This is a genomic window from Acidovorax sp. 59 (assembly GCF_002754175.1).
In the GTDB taxonomy this organism is placed as follows: domain Bacteria; phylum Pseudomonadota; class Gammaproteobacteria; order Burkholderiales; family Burkholderiaceae_C; genus Acidovorax; species Acidovorax delafieldii.
This window is the reverse complement of the sequence record NZ_PEET01000001.1, coordinates 1,947,034-1,964,303: the sequence shown is the minus strand read 5'-3', so window position 1 is coordinate 1,964,303 and position 17,270 is coordinate 1,947,034. Positions and strand designations below refer to the sequence as shown.

Here is a 17,270-nt window from a genome sequence, read left to right as displayed (position 1 = left end):
TGTCAATGCGGCCCTTTTTCTGTCGCCTGCTGCCTCGTCAATCAACAACCAGCCAGGGCAGTCCTGGCCGAGGCTTTGAGGTTAACGCTCCACAGCCAGCGACACGCCCATGCCACCACCGATACACAGCGCGGCCAGGCCCTTCTTCGCGTCACGGCGCTGCATTTCGTGCAAGAGCGTGACCAGAATGCGGCAGCCCGATGCGCCGATGGGGTGGCCGATGGCGATGGCGCCTCCGTTCACGTTGACCTTGGCGGGGTCAATGGCCAGTTCCTTGTTCACAGCGCAGGCCTGTGCGGCGAAGGCTTCGTTCAGCTCGAACAGGTCCACGTCGGCGGCGTTCCAGCCTGCGCGCTGCAGGGCCTTGCGCGAGGCGGGCACGGGTCCCATGCCCATGGTGGCGGGGTCCAGACCGCTGGTGCCAAACGCAGCGATGCGAGCCAGGGGCTTGAGGCCCAGGGCCGCTGCCTTCTTGGCGCTCATCACCACTACGGCGGCGGCGCCATCATTCAGGCCCGATGCGTTGCCAGCGGTCACGCTGCCCGCCTTGTCAAAGGCGGGGCGCAGGCCGGCCAGCGCTTCGGCGTTGGTCTTGCGGTTGAGGTACTCGTCGGTGTTGAACAGGATGGGGTCACCCTTCTTCTGCGCCAGGCTCACGCCGACGATTTCATCGGCGAACTTGCCAGCATCTTGTGCAGCAGCTGCCTTTTGCTGGCTGGCCAGGGCCAGTGCGTCCTGCATGTCGCGGGTGATGCCGTACTGCTTGGCCACGTTTTCAGCCGTGATGCCCATGTGGTACTGGTTGTACACGTCCCACAAGCCGTCCACGATCATGGTGTCGATCAGCTTCCAGTCGCCCATGCGCTGGCCGTCGCGCGAGTTGGGCAGCACGTGCGGCGCCAGACTCATGCTCTCCTGGCCGCCGGCCACGACGATCTCGCTGTCGCCCCAGGCCACAGCCTGGGCAGCCAGCATGACCGCCTTCAAACCGGAGCCGCACACTGCGTTGATGGTGAGTGCAGGGGTTTCCTTGGCCACGCCCGCCTTCATGGAGGCCTGACGCGCGGGGTTCTGGCCCACGCCAGCTGCCAGCACCTGGCCCATGATGACTTCGCCGATCTGGTCGGACGAGAGACCTGCGCGCGCGATGGCTTCACGGATCACGATAGCGCCGAGTTCGGTCGCAGGCGTCTTGGCCAGCGAGCCACCAAACTTGCCCACAGCAGTGCGAGCGGCAGAAACGATGACGATGTCTTCCATGGAATGTCCTTGTAGTGGTGAGTGGTGGTTCAGTGATTCTCGCAGCGCCAAAAGTCAGGACTTTTGCGTATCAGGCTTTCTGCTTGACATAGCGGCCAGGCGCGGGCTCGATGGCCTTGAACTTGGTGCCTTTGCCGTAGGCCTTGGGCGCAGCAATCTGTTTGCCCGCATGGCTCTTGAGCCAGCCTGACCAGTCGGTCCACCAGCTGCCGGGGTGCTCGGTAGCGCCTTCCAGCCATTGGTCCAGCGTGCCTGGGAACTTGCCGTCGGCGCGGGTCCAGTGGCTGCGCTTGCCCTTGGCGGGTGGGTTGATCACGCCCGCGATGTGGCCTGAGGCGCCCATCACAAAACGCTTCTTGCCCGGCAGCACCTGGGTGGACGCATAAGCGGCCGTGGCGGGCACGATGTGGTCTTCGCGCGAGCCGTAGATATAGACAGGCAGGTCGAGGCTGCCCAGGTCCAGCTTTTCGCCGCACACGGTGAGCTTGCCCGGCTTGACCAGGTTGTTTTCGAGGTAGAAATTGCGCAGGTACCAGGCGTAGAACGGGCCGGGCAGGTTGGTGCTGTCGCTGTTCCAGTACAGCAGGTCAAACGGCGGCGGCGTTTCGCCCTTGAGGTAGTTGCCCACCACGTAGTTCCAGACCAGATCGTTGGGTCGCAAGAAGCTGAAGGTGGACGCTAGGTCCTGCCCCTTCATCAGCCCGCCATGGCCCATCTGCATCTCGCGGAACTTCACGAACGCCTCGTCGATGAACACATCGAGGATGCCGGTGTCAGAGAAATCAATCAGTGTGGTGAGGAAGGTGGCGCTGGCCACGGGCTCGTCGCCGCGCGCTGCCAGCACGGCCAGCGCATTGGACAGGATGGTGCCGCCCACGCAAAAACCCAGCGCGTTGATCTGCTCGACACCGGTGATGTTCTGCACTACGTCGATGGCGGCCATGGCGCCATCTTCCACGTAGTCGTCCCAGGTCTTGTGGGCCAGGCTGTCATCAGGGTTGCGCCAGCTCACCACGAAGGTGCGGTGGCCTTGTTCCACCGCGTAGCGGATCAGCGAGTTCTCGGGCTGCAGGTCGAGGATATAGAACTTGTTGATGCAGGGGGGCACCAGCAGGAACGGGCGTTCGTACACCTTGGCCGTGAGGGGCTTGTATTCAAGCAGCTGGAACAGCTCGTTCTCGAACACCACAGCGCCTTCGGTGGTGGCCACATTGCGGCCCACCTCGAACAGGCTCTCGTCGGTCATCGACACGTGGCCCTGCGTGATGTCGTGCAGCAGGTTCTGCATGCCCTTGGCAATGCTCTCGCCCTTGGTCTCGATCGCTTTCTTCTGCGCTTCGGCATTGAAGGCGAGGAAGTTGCTGGGCGCCATGGCTGCCATCCACTGCTCCACGCCAAATCGGATGCGGGCCTTGGTCTTTTCGTCGGCCTCGACCGCCTCGGCCAGCCCCATCAGGGTGCGGGCATTGAGCAGGTAGGCGGCGGCTGAAAACGCTGCCACAGGGTTGCTGGCCCAGCCCTCACCGGCAAAACGCTTGTCCTTGACCTCGGGGGTGCCCTGCAGGCCCTGAGCCCAGAGGTCCTGCGCTTCTTTGAGGTATTGCTGCTGCAATGCCTGCAGCTTGGTTTGCGACAGCTTCAGGGGTGCGGCGGCAGGTACTTGCGCCCCCAGGTCCAGTTTCTGGAACGATTGCAGCGCCTGCGACCAGCTTTGCCCGAAAATCTGCTGGAACTGCTGGGCGCTCTCGGCCCAGGGTGATTCAGAAGTCATGCTCATTCCTCGATGGTTGGTCGCTCGCAGCGGCTGGGGCCTGATTTTTGTTTCGCGGGTTCATTGTTGCCCACCGCCATGGTGCATGGCAACGAATTCAACGCTTTCAGTGCACACAAACCAATGTACCTCATCGTCATCGCCTGGACCTACGTCACACTCATGATGGCGGTGGCCGAGGCCACCAGTCCGCAGGGCACCGTGCTGGGCGCCATCATCACGTTTGCGCTGTATGGCCTGCTGCCCATGGGCATCCTGGTGTACATCCTGGGCACGCCTTCGCGCAAGCGCAAGATCAAGGAACGGGAGGCGGCCGAACAGGCTGCGTATGACGCGGAGCAGGCTGCGGCCCGCGTGGCCGATGCGGGAGCCGAGTCGGCAGCGTCAGCCGCGCCAGATGCAGGCGGCAAAGCGCCCGCTGCCGCCGAGGGCGGCGCTGTCGCGGCGGTGCGAAAAGAACCTTGAGGCCTGCGTGACAGTGCACCACAGCGGGGTGCTGTCGTTGCCGTAAATGTGCGTGATGCCCATGGCACGCAGCCGCAGCCGGGCCAGCCCTGCGAGATCGCACAGGTACTTGCCCGGTGCGTCGGGACGGGCCACAAAACATGGAGCAGCCGCAGTGCTCAATGCGCCCGGCGCGTCGCAGAACGCTGCACGCACCTCAGCCCCTACCTCGAAAGCTGTGGGGCCGATGCAGGGGCCCAACCAGGCCAGCGTGTGGGCAGCAAGCTCTGAAGCGGCCGGAGAGTCTGGCGCCGACGCTCCGTTTTTGATAGCTGCTGAGGCATGATGCACTAGCGCTTCATGGCAAAAATGCTTGAAAACCGATTCCAGCACGCCCTGCCCTGCGTGCCCGGCCAGCCCGCGCCAGCCGGCATGGGCCGCAGCCACCACCTGGCCTGAGCGGTGGGCCAGCAGCACGGGCAGGCAGTCGGCCACCATGATGGTGCAGACGGCGCCGGGTGCGCTGGCTACGCAGGCGTCGGCCTCTGTGCCATCGGGCGTACTCGCATTGAGCAACACCACGCCATCGCCGTGCACCTGGTTCAGGAACACTGCGCGGGCGTCCGGGGTGGTGGATTGCAAGGCGGACTGCAAGGTCTGCCGGTTGGCAGCCACTGCCAGCGGATCGTCGCCCACATGGGTGCCCAGGTTGAACTGGTCGTACGGTGCGCGGCTCACGCCGCCCGTGCGCGTGGTGCACAGCGCATGCACACCGGGCGGTGCGGGCCAGTCGGGCACCAGCCAGTCTGCGTGCCGGCTTGGGACCGACGATGACACAGGCGTCACGCTTCGTTGTCCGGGCAGGCCGAGGGCTGCGCCTGCTGGAATGCAGGCAGTGCCATGCAGGCGTCAAACACCCCCATGGTGAGTGGCAGGCCGTCCAGACTGACCTTGAAGCGCTGCGCGTTGAAGATCTGTGGCACCAGGCAGCAGTCGGCCAGCGTGGGCGTATCGCCCCAGCACAGCACCGAGGGCGCCATGCCCTGTGCTGCGCGTTCTTGCGCCAGCAGCTCCAGTTGCCGCTCAAACGCCTCCAGACCGCCACGCACCCAGTGGTGGTACCAGGCGTTCTTGGCATCCTCATCCACCTTCAGGTCACGCACCAGGTACTTGAGCACGCGCAGGTTGTTGAGCGGATGGATCTCGCACGCCACCATCTGCGCCAGCGCCCGCACCCGGGCCCGGGCCAGCGGCGTGGCGGGCAGCAGGGCGGGCGTCGGGTGGGTTTCGTCCAGGTATTCGATGATGGCCATGGACTGGGACAGCGCCGTCCCCCCGTCGGTCACCAGCGTGGGCACCAGTGCGTCGCCAATGCGGCGCAGGTACTCGGGGTCCTTGTGTTCGCCCTTGACGAGGTGCACGGGCAGGTAGTCATAGTCCAGGCCCTTGATCTGCAGCGCGATGCGCACGCGGAACGAGGCAGAGGAGCGGAAGTAGTTGTACAGCTGCATGGAAGAACGGTGCCTGTGATGGGGTCTGTGGGGATACGGAACCGGCGCACCGTGGTGCCAGCACGCCGCAGATGGCAAGCCTCTGGGGCCTGAGAGCGCGGGACGTGCCGGTCAGGCGCCCGAAGTGCCTGCCGGGTCCTGGTGGTTGTATACGACTTTGGAGAGCAGCACCATCAGGTCGGCGCTTTCCTGGGCGGTGAGCGGTGCGGTCAGGCGTTCCTGCACTCGCTGGGCGGCGTCGCGCATCTGCAGGGCGGCCACTTCGCCTTCAGGGGTGATCCACAGCAGCTTGCGGCGGCGGTCGCGGGTGTCGGGCTCGCGGCGGATCCAGCCGCGCTTTTCCAGGCGCCCGATCACCGAGCCGGAAGTGGCTGCATCGAACGCCACGCGGGCCGCCAGGGTGACCTGGTCTTCTCCCGGCTGGGCCAGCAGCTCGTGCAGGATGGCGAACTGCACCGGCGTCACGTCAAATCCGGCCGTCTCTTCCATGAAAAGTGCCACGGTCCGCTGGTGGGCGCGGCGCACCAGGTGGCCCGGCGTATTGTGGAAATCGAAGCTCTTTGCCATGGGCGCGAGTGTAGCGCCCCCCAGCAGAGGGTCTGCGCCCATGGCACACTGCCACACTGCGGCGCACACGGTACTGCGCCCGGGTTTTTTGACAGCATTCCCAGAACCATTGAAAGGCAGACATGAGCTACGTGTTTCCTCCAGCCCCCGTGGTCAGCGTGCCCGTGGTGGGCAGCGGCGAACGGTTTCCGGTGCACCGCATCTACTGCGTGGGCCGCAACTACGAAGAACACGCCAAGGAGATGGGTTTCACCGGCCGCGAGCCACCGTTCTTCTTCCTCAAGCCTGCGGATGCCATCGTGGTCGTCAACGCGGGCGAAACCGGGCAACTGCCCTACCCCAGCCTGACCGCCAACCTGCACCACGAGATCGAGCTGGTGGTGGCCATCGGCAAGGGTGGCAAGAACATCCAGGCTGCCGACGCTTTCAGCCACATATATGGCTACGCCGTGGGCCTGGACATGACCCGCCGCGACCTGCAAAACGACATGAAGAAACAGGGCCGCCCCTGGTGCATTGGCAAGGGCTTTGACGCCAGCGCACCCATCGGTCCCATCACGCCGGCAGCCCAGGCAGGTGATGTGGCCAACGCGCCCATCTGGCTGCAGGTCAACGGAGCGGACCGCCAGCGCAGCACCGTGACCCAGTTGATCTGGAACATTGCCGAGACCATCGAGCACCTGTCGGCCGCGTGGGAGTTGCAGCCTGGCGACCTGATCTACACCGGCACCCCCGAAGGCGTGGGCGCCGTGGTGCGTGGCGATACGCTCGAAGGCGGCGTGAGCGGCCTCACGCCCTTGCGTCTGACCGTAGTCTGAAGACCACCGGGCAGCCCTGCTGCCCGGCCAGGCAAACGCCGAAAACGCTACGATTTTCATAGCTGGTAGCGCATGTTTCACTAGCGCTATCAGCAACTCTGACCCTCAAACCCCTGCATGACCTACCGCAGCCCCATCAAACATTGCCGCGCCTGTGGCACCGCCGTGGTGTACCGCCTGCCGGACGACGGCGACACCAAACAGCGTGCGGTCTGCCCCGCCTGCAACACGGTGCACTACGAGAACCCGCTCAATGTGGTGGGCACGGTGCCCGCGCTGCCCGATGGCCGCATCCTGCTGTGCAAACGCAACATCGAACCCCGCTGGGGCAAATGGACGCTGCCCGCAGGCTTCATGGAGCTGGACGAAACCACGGCACAGGGTGCGGTGCGCGAGACCGATGAGGAAGCCGGTGCGCAGATCGAGATCGGCCCCCTGTTCAGCCTGCTGAACGTGCGCCGCGTGGGCCAGGTGCACCTGTTCTACCGGGCCACGCTGCTCAGCGACCAGTTCAACCCGGGCTACGAGACCATCGAGGCGCGGCTGTTTGCCGAAGACGAGGTGCCTTGGGACGAGCTGGCCTTCCGCACCGTGAAAGAAACACTGGAGTGCTACTTTGCCGACCGCAAGGCGGGCACCATGGGCATGCACTTCATCGACATTGAGTAGGCCCTGCCATGACAGTTGCCACCTCCGCAGCATCACCCGTGTCAACCCCACAGGCCAGCGTGCCGCCTGATGGCCTGCCCGCCTACCGCCTGCTCACCGGCCCCGACGACGTCAGCTTCTGCCGCCGCGTGAGCGACGCGCTGGCGCTGGGCTATCGGCTGTATGGCTCTCCTGCGGCCACCTTCAATGGGCAGACCGTGATCGTGGCGCAGGCCATCGTGTGGCCCGGTACTGTGGCCTGACTGCGCGGCCAACCCATCAGGCCTTGGTCTTATCGCACCTGCCGCGCGCAGCGCATCAAGGCTTGGCAGGAATCACGATGACGGTATTGCCGTCGCCCGAGCTACCGGCACTGCCGGTGTTTCCGGTGTTGCCCTTGCTGCCGGTGTTGCCCGTATTTCCCTTTGCGCCCGTCGCCCCCGTGTCACCCTGGTAGCCGGTGGCCCCCTGCATGCCGGTGGCCCCGGTGCTGCCCTGTCCTCCGGTGGCCCCCGTCGAGCCCATGCTGCCAGTGGCCCCGGTGTAGCCCGTATTGCCCTGGTTGCCCGTGGCTCCCGTCGCGCCGGTGTAGCCGGTATCGCCAGTCTTGCCGGTGTAGCCCGTGTTGCCGGTATTGCCTTGCGCGCCCGGAGGGCCCATGGGGCCGGTGCAGGCGCCCAACGTCAGGGTGGCCAGTACCAGCAAGGTGGTGGTGATTGTTTTCATGGTGAGTCCTTTGGCGTTGCATGCAGTCCAACGACTGCATGCGCCACTGTGCGGGGCACCTCTGGCAGGGTCTGTTCGCTTGCGCGCTTAGTGCGGGCGACAAACGCTGGACGCAGACTTTGGCGACAACGTCCTACACCTCGCAAAGCCCCTATTCAGGCGGCATTGCTTTAAGGCCCCAAGGCAACACCCACCCCATCGCGCCGAAGGCGCTGGTGTCACAGAAGCCCAGAAGACGCAACGGCCTATTCGCCCCCCACCCGGTCTTCCGCAGGCACAGGCGGCGAGACAGAACCCGGTGGATCGATGGTGACCGGCGGCAAACCACCCACACCCGCAGGCCTTGGCGGCATGCCAGGCACCGGGGGTTGCTGAGGGTCGGTACGGAACAGCCCCCGGATCCAGTCGCGCATGGTGCTGAGCGAGCTGTCGGGCGGTGGCGGCGGGCTGGTGTCAAACTCGTCCACAAACCGGTCGTTGCTGTCGATCACCTTGTTGCGGATGGCCTGCTGCATGAACTCGCCCACCATGGGCAACGCACTGCGCGCGCCCTGCCCCCAGTAGTCGCTGCGCAGCGTGATGCGCCCGTCGTTGAAGCCGGCCCATGCGCCTGCCACCACGCGGGTGTGCATCAGGATGAACCAGCCATCGGTGTTGTCTTGCGTGGTGCCGGTCTTGCCCGCCACGTCGGCCTGGATGCCATACCGCGTGCGGATGGCCGTGGCCGTGCCCCGGTCCACGGCACCGCGCATGGTGTTGCGCAGGGTCTGGGCAGCCCGGGGCTGGAAGACCTCTTCCGGCACGGGCTTGGCAAAGGTCTCCAGCACCTTGCCGTGGCGGTCTTCGATGCTGGTGATGAGCACGGGCTCCACATAGCGACCCAGGTTCACGATGCTGCTGTAGGCCGAGATCATCTCCTTGAGCGTGACCGGGCTGGTGCCCAGCGCGAGGGACGGAACCTCCTCCAGCTTGGACTGCCGCACGCCCAGGGCGCGTGCCACTTCGGCCACGCGGGCCGGGCCCACTTGCTGCATCACCTGCGCGGTGATGGTGTTCTTGGACAGCGCGAGGCCATCGGCCAGCGTCATGGGCTGGTCGCTGGGCGGGCCGCCATCGGTGGGGCGCCAGACGCGGCCACCGCCCAGCGGGATTTCGACGGCGGTATCCATCAGCGTGTCTTCGGGCGTGGCGCCGTTGGCAAACGCAGCGCCATACACAAACGGCTTGAAGGTCGAGCCCGGCTGGCGGCGCGCAGCCTGCACATGGTCAAACGGGTCTTGCGCAAAGTCGCGGCTGCCCACCCAGGCCAGCACATGGCCGGTGACCGGGTCTTGCGCCAGAAAGCCCGCCTGCACACGCGTCTTTTCGGCGCGCAGCTTGGCCATGAAGGAGGCGTCATCCATCAGCGCCTTCAGGGCTTCGTCAGGGGTGTCTCCTTTGTCCACGGCTGCGCGATATTCGGCGCTCTCGCGCACCAGGGTCTGCACCAGCTCGTTCTTGGGGCCCCAGCCGTTGCGCTGCGACCAGGCGGTGTCTGCCACGCCTTGCAATTGCCGGCCCTGCCGTGCCACCGCCTGATTGGCATAGGCCTGCAGGCGCGAATCGATGGTGGTGCGAATCACCAGACCGTCCGAATACAGGCTGTAGCCCTTGCTGTCGGCCCAGTCGATGAGCTGCTTGCGCAGCTGGATCGCAAAGTGCGGCGCCGGGCCCATCACCTCCGTCTGGCGTTCGAAGTTGATGCGCAGCGGGCGTTTTTGCAGGGTCTCGAACTGCTTGGCATCGAGCTTGCCCCGCTTGACCATCTGCGACAGCACCGTGTTGCGGCGGGCTTGCGCGCGCTCGGGGTTGAGCACCGGGTTGTAGTAGGCCGTGCCCTTGAGCATGCCAATCAGCGTGGCGCTTTCCAGCACATTGAGCTTGTCGGCCGACTTGTCGAAATAGGTGCGCGCGGCCATCTCGATGCCGTAGGCGTTGTACAGAAACGGCACGGTGTTGAGGTAGGTCTCCAGGATTTCGTCCTTGGAATAAGACGCCTCGATCTTGAGCGCGGTGATCGCCTCCTTGAGCTTGCGCGTGAGCGTGCGCGAGCGCCCGATTTCCTCCGGGAACAGGTTGCGCGCCAGCTGCTGGGTGATGGTGGAGCCGCCCTGCGGGTCCCCACGCAGCGTCAGCACCACCGACGACGCCGTGCGCCGCCAGTCCAGCCCGAAGTGCTTGTAGAAACGGTGGTCCTCGGTCGCTATCAGCGCGTCCACCACGTTGGGCGAAATCTGGCTCAGCTCCACCCATTCGCGGTTGGCCCAGCGGTATTCGGCCAGCAGCTTGCCGTCGGCCGACATAAGCTGCGCCGGCAGCTCGCTCTTGGCCTTGCGGATGTCGCTGATGCCGGGAGTAAAAGGCACCAGCGCCAGCGTGAACACCAGCAGCGCAGCGGGCACCGCCACCACCGTCCACAGCAGCAGGCGCCGCACGGGCCGGGGAACCCAGGCCAACAGGCCCGCCATGCGGGCCCGGAAAGAAAGCAGCCAGTTGTGCATCAATGAATCGCCGGGAGATTGGGGGTCGCTTCAGGACCGCCCCACCAGGGGCCGGTCAGGAAGGAGAAAGGGGAATGAGAACGCGAAAAGAGAGTCGGGCATGGTGCACCGTGCTCCGTCAGACACCCTGGCCTGACAACAGTTCCAGCATGCCGGCTTCGTCGAGCACGGGCACACCCAGTTCCTGGGCCTTGGCCAGCTTGCTGCCGGCTTCTTCGCCCGCCACCACATAGCTGGTCTTTTTGCTGACGGAGCCCGCCACCTTGGCACCAGCGGCCTCCAGCAGGTCTTTGGCGGCGTCGCGGCTCAGCGTTGGCAAGGTACCGGTCAGCACCACCGTCTTGCCCGCCAGGATCTGCGGAGCGCGCTCGGCCACCGGCCCCTCGGTCCAGGTCACGCCGCAGGCGCGCAGTTGCTCCACCACCTCGCGGTTGTGCGGTTGCTGGAAGAAAGTGTGCAGGCTCTGCGCCACCACGGGGCCCACGTCGTTCACCTCTAGCAACTGCTCCACGCTGGCGTCCATGATGGCGTCCAGCGTGCCGAAGTGGCGTGCCAGGTCCTTGGCCGTGGCCTCCCCCACATGGCGCAGCCCCAGGCCGAACAAAAAGCGTGGCAAGGTGGTCTGCTTGGATTTTTCGAGCGCAGCCAGCACGTTCTGCGCCGATTTTTCGGCCATGCGCTCCAGCGCAATCAGCGATGTGAGGCCCAGCCGGTACAGGTCGGGCAGCGTGCGGATCACGTTAGCATCCACCAGCTGGTCCACCAGCTTGTCGCCCAGGCCCTCGATGTCCATGGCACGGCGCGCGGCAAAGTGCAGGATGGCCTCCTTGCGCTGCGCGGCGCAGAATAGGCCGCCTGTGCAGCGGTGGTTGGCCTCGCCCTTTTCGCGCACCACGGCGCTGCCACACACGGGGCAGGCCTTGGGCATCTGAAAATTGGGTACATAGCCTGTGCGGTTGCCCGGCATCACGCCTACCACTTCGGGGATCACATCGCCCGCACGGCGCACGACGACGGTGTCGCCCACGCGCACGCCCTTCTTGCGGATCTCGAACAGGTTGTGCAGCGTGGCGTTGGTGACGGTGACGCCGCCCACAAACACAGGCGTCAGGCGTGCGACCGGCGTGATCTTGCCGGTGCGCCCCACCTGCACGTCGATGCCTTCGATCTTGGTGGCCATCTCCTGCGCGGGATATTTGTGCGCCACGGCCCAGCGCGGCTCGCGCGTCTTGAAGCCCAGGTCGCGCTGCAGCTGCAGCGAGTTGACCTTGTAGACGACGCCGTCAATGTCGTACGGCAGCGCATCGCGGCTGGCACCCACCTGCTGGTGAAATGCTACCAATTCAGTAGCGCCCACCGCAATTTTTACCTGCGCTGCGACCGGAAAACCCCAGGATTTCAACGTCTGCAGCATCTCGAAATGCGTGCGGAGTACGGGCCCACCCTCGGCAGGCGGCGTGATGGAACCCAGGCCATAGGCAAAAAAGCTCAAGGGCCGCTGGGCGGTGATGTTGGAGTCCAGCTGGCGCACCGCACCCGCAGCCGCATTGCGTGGGTTCACAAAGGTCTTGCCGCCCTGCTCCCGCTGGCGCTCGTTCAGCGCGTCGAAGTCTGCGCGGCGCATGTAGACCTCCCCGCGCACTTCGAGCAAAGAAGGCACGCCGTCGGGCAGGGTCAGCGGAATCTGGCGGATGGTGCGGATGTTGTGCGTCACGTCCTCGCCCACCTCGCCATCACCGCGCGTGGCGGCCTGTACCAGGCGGCCGTTTTCGTAGCGCAGGCTCATGGCCAGGCCGTCAAACTTGGGTTCGGCCACGTATTCGATGGCAGGGTCAGCGTCAGCCAGTCCCAGCTCGCGCCGCACGCGGGCATCAAACGCCTGGGCGCCCGTGGCCTCGGTGTCGGTTTCGGTGTGGATGCTGAGCATGGGCACCGTATGGCGCACGGGGGCCAGGCCCTCCATCACCGCGCCAATCACGCGCTGCGTGGGCGAGTCGGGGGTGACGAGGTTGGGGTGCGCAGCCTCCAGCGCCTGCAGCTCGCGGAACACGCGGTCGTATTCGGCGTCAGGCACGGTGGGCTCGTCCAGCACGTAGTACTGGTGCGCCCACTGGTTGAGCTGGTCGCGCAGTGCTTTGATTTTGATAGCAGGCTGCGCTTGATCCACTAGCGCTGGAGCCGAAAAAAGATCCAGATTGTCGGTCATGGCCGCACCGGCGCTCAGCTGAAAAGGCGCCGCGCCAACACCGACCCTGCCGACAGATCGCGTCCATCGAGCTGGTCATACAGCAGCTCCAGGTCCGCAGCGATCGGGTCCATGGCCATGACGGGCAGCGGCGTGCCGTTCTGGTCGCACAGCACGCCATCCATGGCCTGGCACAGGGCGGCGGCCACGTCGCGCAGGCGGGCAAAGGGCTGCTCGGTGCGGTGCACCTGGGCGACATCCAGGCTCAGGGTGATGTCGCGAATCGCGGACTGGTCCGGGTCTTCGGCCAGCGCGGCCTGGGTGTCGTACCCCAGGGTGAGCAATGGCGGCAGGCCCTGGGTGCTGGCGGGCAGCACCAGGCGGCCGGGCATGGCGCCGGGCACGAAGCCCAGGCGGGCAGCGTTCTGCTGCACGTAGCCAGGGCTCCAGGCGGCCTGGCGGGCGCGCAGCATGAACATGAGCTGGGCGTCGTGGTCGCTGGCGAACTGGTCCAGTTCGCGGGCGCGGGCCACTTCTTGCAGCATGTCGGGGAAGTCGGGAGCGGCGTTGATGGCGTCAGCAAAGGCCTGCGCCTTGACCACGAACTCGGAGAACTCGATCTCGTTGAGCGCGCCCATGCGGTTGGCCAGCTGCACCCCCGCCTGGAAGGACTGGTAGCGCTGGCCAGGGGTCGGGGTTTCCCACTGCTGGGTGGCTTCGTTCAGGCCTTCGATGGCAAAGGGCTTGCTGCCTGCGCGGCGGGTGGGCGGCAGCGCGGCCAGCGCCGCATCGCCCGACACCACATGCTCGGGCTGCAGCGAGGCGATCACATCGATGAGCGGGTCCAGCCCGGGGCGGCGCTCGGGTGAAAACGGCGGCACGGGCAGTTGCAGGGCGTCGCCCGCATCCACGGTGTGTTCAGACGGCTCCGGCCCCCGGTCCAGGCCATGGAACTCGCTGGGCGGCATTGCCCCCGCCGCAGCGGCATCAAAACCGGGCTCCAGGCGCTGCGCGGGCTCTGCCGCTGGGTCATGCTCCGTGGGCAAGGCGCGCTTGGGCGCGTTGCGGCGCGAGGTCCAGGTGTTGTAGGCCACGATCAGGGCCAGCACCAGGCCACCGATGATGGCGAGACTCAGTTGCAATGTGCTCATGTTTGAATCAATGGGTTCAAGCGTCCACCATCGAGAGGGCCGACTCCATGTCGACGGCCACGATGCGCGACACGCCCTGCTCCTGCATGGTCACGCCGATCAGTTGCTCGGCCATTTCCATCGCGATCTTGTTGTGGCTGATGAACAGGAACTGTGTGCCCTTGCTCATGCTGGACACCAGCTTGGCATAACGTTCGGTGTTGGCGTCGTCCAGGGGCGCGTCCACCTCGTCCAGCAGGCAGAACGGCGCGGGGTTGAGCTGGAAGATGGCAAACACCAGCGCGATGGCCGTGAGGGCCTTTTCGCCCCCCGACAGCAGGTGAATGGTCTGGTTCTTCTTGCCGGGTGGCTGGGCCATCACCTGCACGCCGGAGTCGAGAATTTCGTCGCCCGTGATGATGAGCTTGGCCTGGCCGCCCCCGAACAGCTCGGGGAACATGCGGCCAAAGTGCGCGTTCACGGTGTCGAACGTGCCCGAGAGCAGCTGGCGCGTTTCGCCGTCGATCTTGCGGATCGCGTCTTCCAGCGTGTTCATGGCCTCGGTCAGGTCGGCGGTCTGCGCATCGAGGAACACCTTGCGCTCGCTGGCCAGCTTCAATTCATCCAGCGCGGCCAGGTTGACCGCGCCCAGTGCCGCAATCTCGCGGTGCAAGCGGTCGATTTCGCTCTGCAGGCCGCCCATGCGCACATTGCCTTCCTCGATGGAGCGGGCCACGGCTTCCAGATCGGCCTGAGCGTCTTGCAGCAAGGTGGTGTACTGCTCCAGGCCCAGGCGCGCGGCCTGTTCCTTGAGCTGGAACTCAGTGATGCGCTGGCGCAGCGGGTCGAGCGCGCGCTCCAGCTGCATGCGGCGCTCGTCGCTGGCGCGCAGCTTGGTGGTCAGGTCGTCGTATTCGCTGCGCTGGGCGGCCAGTGCCTTTTCGCGCTCCATCTTCACTTCCAGCGCGGCCTGCAGGCCGCCTTGGGCGGCAGCGTCAGAGAGACGGGCGAGTTCATCGCGCGCACGCTGCTCTTCGTCGGCCAGGGCCTTGGCCTGTTGTGTGGCGGTTTCGATGGAGCGGTTGAGTTCGCCCCGGCGCGCCTCCAGGCTGCGCTGCGAGAACGTGGCCTCCTGCGCCTGGCGCTCTAGCGTGCGCTGCTGTTCACGGCAGGCGGTGAGCTTGCGTTCGGCCTCGATGACCTTGTCGCCCAGCTGGGCCTCGCGCTCCTGGCTGTCGGCCAGCTGCATGTCCAGCTCTTCAAAGCGGGCCTCGGCGGCCACGCGGCGTTCCTGCAGGTCGGCCAGCTGGGCTTCGACCTCGGCCAGGTCGCCGTCGATCTGTGCGCTGCGGGCGCGGGTCTGCTCGGCCAGCTGGGTCAGGCGCAGGGTTTCGACCTGCAGCTCGTGGGCGCGGCTTTGTGTTTCGGTGGCTTCGCGGCGTGCGGCCACGAGGCGCTGCGAGGCATCGGCATAGGCCGCTTCCGCACGGACCAACGCGGTGCGTGATTCTTCGGCGATCAGTGCCTGTGCGCGCAATTCCTTTTCGAGGTGCTCGATCTCCTGGGCGCGGGCCAGCATGCCGGACTGCTCGGAGTCCTGCGCGTAAAAGCTCACGCTGTGCGCACTGACGGCATGGCCGGTAGGAACAAACACCACCTCCCCGGGTTGCAGCGTGCTGCGGCGGGCCAGGGCGTCGTCCAGCGTGGGGGCGGTGTAGCAGCCTTGCAGCCAGTCCACCATCACGGCACGTAGGCCGGCATCGTTCAGGCGCAGCAGGTCGGACAAGCGGGCGTGGGGTGACGATGGCTCGGGGTGGCCTGCTGCGGGGGCGCTGTAGAAGGCCAGCCGAGCCGGGGGCGCGTCGTTGCCGCCGGAGCCGAGGAAGCCACGCACCATGTCCAGGCGCCCTACTTCCAGCGCGGCCAGTCGCTCGCGCAATGCAGCTTCCAGCGCGTTTTCCCAGCCGGGTTCGATGTGGATACGGCTCCACAGGCCCTGCAGGCCATCGAGGCCGTGCTTGGCGAGCCAGGGGCGCAGCTTGCCGTCGGTCTTGACCTTTTCCTGCAGCGCCTTGAGTGCCTCCATGCGGGCCGACAGCTCAGCCTGGCGTGCGCTCTCGCTGTTAACTGCCTGCTGGCGGGCGCGGCGGTCGTCGTCCAGCTGGGGCACGGACTCCTGCAGCTCGTGCAGGCGGGCTGCGGTGGTTTCAGCGATCTCTTGCGCCTCTTCGAGCTGCTCGCGCAAGTTGGTCAGGCGGGCCTCATCGGGCGCGGCCAGCGCATTGCGGTCGGTGCGCAGGCGCTCGAAGCGGGCGTCCAGCTGGCGGCTTTGCTCGTCAAAGCTGCGCTGCTCGGCAGCGAGCACGCCAATCTGCTGCTGCACCTGCACCACGGCAGTCCGTTGCTCGGCCGTGCGGCTTTGCGCCTGGCGCAGTGCCTCTTCCAGGTCGGGCATCTGCATGGCTTGTTCTTCGACCTGGGCGGCCAGCAGCTCGGCGCGTTCTTCGGCGTCCACACCCGCACCGGCCAGGTTCTCCAGCTCGATGTCGGCCTCTTCCTTGCGGGTCTGCCATTGCGCGATCTGCTCGGCCAGTTGCACCAGGCGCTGCTCCACGCGCTGGCGGCCTTCCACCACGTAGCGGATCTCGGCTTCGAGCTTGCCGACCTCGGCCGTAGCTTCGTAGAGCTTGCCCTGGGCCTGGTTGACCTGGTCGCCCGCGGCGTAGTGGGCCTGGCGGATGGTTTCGAGGTCCGACTCGACCGCGCGCAGGTCGGCCATGCGCGATTCCAGGTCGTTCACGGCCTGCAGGCCGTCCAGGCGCACCTTGTTCTGCTGCTCCTCGGCCTCGGCCCGCTTCAGGAACCACAGCTGGTGCTGCTTGAGCGTCGCATCGGCGTGCAACGTGTTGTATTTGGCGGCCACCTCGGCCTGCTTTTCGAGCTTTTCGAGGTTGGCATTCAGCTCGCGCAGGATGTCTTCGACCCGCGTGAGGTTCTCGCGCGTGTCCGACAGGCGGTTTTCGGTCTCGCGGCGGCGCTCCTTGTATTTGGAGACTCCGGCGGCTTCTTCGAGGAACAGGCGCAGTTCCTCAGGGCGGCTTTCGATGATGCGGCTGATGGTGCCCTGGCCGATAATGGCGTAGGCGCGGGGCCCCAGGCCCGTGCCCAGAAACACGTCCTGCACGTCGCGCCGACGCACGGGCTGGTTGTTCAGAAAGTAACTGCTGGTGCCGTCACGCGTGAGCACGCGGCGCACGGCCACCTCGCCGTACTGGCCCCACTGGCCGCCTGCGCGGTGGTCGGAGTTGTCAAACACCAGCTCCACGCTGGCGCGGCTGGCCTGCTTGCGGGTGGTGGTGCCGCTGAAGATCACGTCCTGCATGCTCTCGCCGCGCAGCTCGCTGGCCTTGCTCTCGCCCAGCACCCAGCGCACCGCGTCCATGATGTTGGACTTGCCGCAACCGTTCGGGCCCACCACGCCCACCAGTTGCCCGGGCAGCATGAAGTTGGTGGGTTCAGCGAACGACTTGAAGCCAGAGAGCTTGATCGAGGTAAGACGCACGGATCAGAAGGCGGATAAATGCAGGAGGGACGCGGGGGTCAACCAGGGCGCCGGTGCGCAGTCCCGGCGTAAAACACACCGGCAGGGCCGGGTGTGGGCAAGGCAGGA

At 66.0% G+C, this 17,270-nt stretch carries 14 protein-coding genes; 4 read left to right on the top strand and 10 right to left on the bottom strand.

Translation table 11 applies throughout. From position 1 onward, the window contains the following. Positions 1-81: 81 nt before the first annotated feature. Both CLU87_RS08815 and CLU87_RS08810 read right to left on the bottom strand, forming a co-directional pair. The gene (locus tag CLU87_RS08815) at positions 82-1,260 is read right to left on the bottom strand and encodes an acetyl-CoA C-acetyltransferase (RefSeq protein ID WP_099730200.1); all 1,179 of its coding nucleotides are present in this window, start codon (positions 1,258-1,260) and stop codon (positions 82-84) included. 70 nt (positions 1,261-1,330) lie between these two features. Further along, on the bottom strand, positions 1,331-3,031 hold the full coding sequence (locus tag CLU87_RS08810) for an alpha/beta hydrolase (protein ID WP_099730199.1): 1,701 nt from the start codon (positions 3,029-3,031) through the stop codon (positions 1,331-1,333). A 123-nt stretch (positions 3,032-3,154) separates the two neighbouring features. Here CLU87_RS08810 and CLU87_RS08805 point away from each other — a divergent pair, with 123 nt between their 5' ends. Continuing rightward, a complete protein-coding gene (locus CLU87_RS08805; RefSeq protein WP_099732101.1) occupies positions 3,155-3,496 on the top strand; it encodes a hypothetical protein in 342 nt (113 codons plus the stop codon). On the opposite strand, the gene CLU87_RS08800 is transcribed toward CLU87_RS08805, so the two are convergent. From CLU87_RS08800 to CLU87_RS08790, 3 genes are all read right to left on the bottom strand, one after another. Continuing rightward, complete coding sequence (locus CLU87_RS08800; RefSeq protein ID WP_099730198.1) at positions 3,416-4,321, bottom strand: polyphenol oxidase family protein; 906 nt, start codon at positions 4,319-4,321, stop codon at positions 3,416-3,418. The two genes, CLU87_RS08805 and CLU87_RS08800, sit on opposite strands and share 81 nt — an antisense overlap. After that, the gene (maiA, locus tag CLU87_RS08795) at positions 4,318-4,986 is read right to left on the bottom strand and encodes a maleylacetoacetate isomerase (RefSeq protein WP_056062603.1); all 669 of its coding nucleotides are present in this window, start codon (positions 4,984-4,986) and stop codon (positions 4,318-4,320) included. The genes CLU87_RS08800 and maiA overlap by 4 nt, the downstream gene beginning before the upstream one ends. Positions 4,987-5,097: 111 nt before the next feature. Continuing rightward, the gene (locus CLU87_RS08790) at positions 5,098-5,553 is read right to left on the bottom strand and encodes a MarR family winged helix-turn-helix transcriptional regulator (protein WP_043566498.1); all 456 of its coding nucleotides are present in this window, start codon (positions 5,551-5,553) and stop codon (positions 5,098-5,100) included. A gap of 122 nt (positions 5,554-5,675) precedes the next feature. On the opposite strand from CLU87_RS08790, the gene CLU87_RS08785 reads away from it, so the two are divergent. The 3 genes from CLU87_RS08785 (at position 5,676) to CLU87_RS08775 (ending at position 7,282) form a co-directional block, all read left to right on the top strand. After that, positions 5,676-6,371: a fumarylacetoacetate hydrolase family protein gene (locus tag CLU87_RS08785; protein WP_099730197.1), complete on the top strand. Its 696-nt coding sequence runs from the start codon at positions 5,676-5,678 to the stop codon at positions 6,369-6,371. Positions 6,372-6,488: 117 nt separating this feature from the next. Then, positions 6,489-7,040 carry an NUDIX hydrolase gene (locus CLU87_RS08780; RefSeq protein WP_099730196.1) on the top strand — a complete coding sequence of 184 codons (552 nt, stop codon included), beginning with the start codon at positions 6,489-6,491 and terminating at the stop codon, positions 7,038-7,040. Between the two features lie 8 nt (positions 7,041-7,048). Next, entirely contained in the window at positions 7,049-7,282 is a 234-nt protein-coding gene (locus CLU87_RS08775) for a DUF1737 domain-containing protein (protein WP_099730195.1), read from the top strand. 55 nt (positions 7,283-7,337) lie between these two features. Here the strand turns inward: CLU87_RS08775 and CLU87_RS08770 are convergent, their stop codons facing one another. The 5 genes from CLU87_RS08770 to smc all read right to left on the bottom strand — a co-directional run bounded on the left by CLU87_RS08770 (position 7,338) and on the right by smc (position 17,162). Beyond that, complete coding sequence (locus CLU87_RS08770; protein WP_056062595.1) at positions 7,338-7,745, bottom strand: hypothetical protein; 408 nt, start codon at positions 7,743-7,745, stop codon at positions 7,338-7,340. A 245-nt stretch (positions 7,746-7,990) separates the two neighbouring features. After that, entirely contained in the window at positions 7,991-10,285 is a 2,295-nt protein-coding gene (locus CLU87_RS08765) for a penicillin-binding protein 1A (RefSeq protein ID WP_099730194.1), read from the bottom strand. Positions 10,286-10,403: 118 nt separating this feature from the next. Continuing rightward, entirely contained in the window at positions 10,404-12,491 is a 2,088-nt protein-coding gene (ligA, locus tag CLU87_RS08760; protein WP_099730193.1) for an NAD-dependent DNA ligase LigA, read from the bottom strand. A 14-nt stretch (positions 12,492-12,505) separates the two neighbouring features. Continuing rightward, positions 12,506-13,621, bottom strand: a complete 1,116-nt coding sequence (locus tag CLU87_RS08755; protein WP_099730192.1) for a cell division protein FtsZ — start codon at positions 13,619-13,621, stop codon at positions 12,506-12,508. A gap of 16 nt (positions 13,622-13,637) precedes the next feature. Beyond that, positions 13,638-17,162, bottom strand: coding sequence for a chromosome segregation protein SMC (gene smc / locus CLU87_RS08750; protein WP_099730191.1), 3,525 nt, complete (start codon positions 17,160-17,162; stop codon positions 13,638-13,640). Positions 17,163-17,270: the final 108 nt, after the last annotated feature.